Below are 1,603 nucleotides of genomic sequence, written 5' to 3' on the forward strand. Positions count from 1 at the left end.
CAATACTTTTTGTTGACATATTGATTATGAAAATACTAAAGTTAAATATTTACAATATTGTACTTGAAAATGTTTGAATAATAGACTGTTCTTACTCAGTATTCTGTCCCCTTGTCATTCAAGCAAAGATTGGTACATTTGTATATGTTTTTTTGCAAAATTTTTAATGGAAAATTTTCTTTTACATAACTTATATGATTTTTCGCAAATATCAGATACTAAATCAGGTGTTTTAGCTAACAATTCTATTGACTGTGCAAGCTGAAAGGGATTTTCTTTCTCAATCAATAAACCAGTAATTCCATTATTGATAACTTCAACAACACCACCAACCATACTTGCAATTACTGGAATCTTTAAACTCATTGCTTCAAGTATAGATAACCCCATGCCTTCTTCCCTAGAAGGCAGCACTAAGGTATCAAATTCTTTCATTTCATCTAAAGGTTTATCTATAAAACCTTTAAATGAACATACCTCTTCTATTTTATACTCTCTAGCCATGTTAATCAATTCTTGCTTCATTGGTCCGTCCCCTACAAAAACAATTCTGTATTGGTCTCCATACTTTACAGAAAGTATTTTAGCTGCTTTAAGTAAAATATCTGGACCTTTTTCATAATGTAGTCTTCCAACAAATCCAATAGTAAACCTTTGAGAAGCTTTATTGCGAAAGCATACATAATCTTGACTTTTAACTCCATTATAAATTACACTAACATTTTTTTCGTTTATCCCACTATCAAGTAAAGTTTTCTTTACAGAATCTGAAATCGCAATAACTTTATCAGCTTTTCTAAGCAAATCGTTTGTCCATATAGAATATGCTTTCGAATTATAAAGTCTTTCTCTACTACATAACAACTCAGGACTAAATAGGCTATGAATCGTACATAACAAAGGTACTTTTGTATCTTGTAGTGCAAAATATGTAAAAGCAAAACTATCTACCCTGTGAGCATGTATTACATCAAAATTTCTATTTAAAATCCTTCTTAATCCAATACATGCTTTCATAATATTATCAAAATGTAATGTTTCTACATGGATATCAGCTTCATACAGTTTCTTAATTAATTCTCTCTGCTCAGTAACTACACAACACTCAATACCTAATTCATATAATCCTTTTGTTAAATTTATAATATGCTGTTCAGTACCTCCAAAAGTTTTTCCGTTCAATACAAAACCTACCTTCATTTAAATACACATCCTTAAATTTTGGACTTTTTGCACTAAAATCATAATTTTAATAACAGGGTACAATATCATGTTAATTTACATACCCACAGGCTATAAAAAGAATAAAGGCGTCTTGCGACGCACTTTAGTTGCAAGTTCCATGTTCCAAGTTGCAAGTATTAGGGGTTTTTCTAATAAGTTTTAAAAGAAAATAATTTATACCAATATTTTGCTAGTAATAGTTTCAATTTTTCTTCTAGCCCTCTATTTTACTCTGTTTTAGCTATGCAATTTTTTGCAAAAAATGTTTGAGTTCCTATATAACGAAAAATTAAACAACCCTGCACTGAAGTACAGGGATTTAGATGGCGACTGAAAGTCGCGATTACGGCTGAAGCCGTCTAAAGATATTTGCTAAAGC

At 30.4% G+C, this 1,603-nt stretch carries 1 protein-coding gene; it reads right to left on the reverse strand.

What is annotated here, in order from left to right:
* Positions 1 to 114: 114 nt before the first annotated feature.
* Positions 115 to 1,200 carry a glycosyltransferase family 4 protein gene (locus BUB36_RS18935; RefSeq protein ID WP_073153912.1) on the reverse strand — a complete coding sequence of 362 codons (1,086 nt, stop codon included), beginning with the start codon at positions 1,198 to 1,200 and terminating at the stop codon, positions 115 to 117.
* Positions 1,201 to 1,603 lie beyond the last annotated feature (403 nt).

It is taken from the genome of Paramaledivibacter caminithermalis DSM 15212, from assembly GCF_900142245.1.
Classification (GTDB): Bacteria; Bacillota; Clostridia; order Peptostreptococcales; family Caminicellaceae; genus Paramaledivibacter; species Paramaledivibacter caminithermalis.

Excerpts from the sequence above, each read along its gene's own strand:
- BUB36_RS18935 (WP_073153912.1), bottom strand. The coding sequence starts at position 1,200 with ATGAAGGTAGGTTTTGTATTGAACGGAAAAACTTTTGGAGGTACTGAA.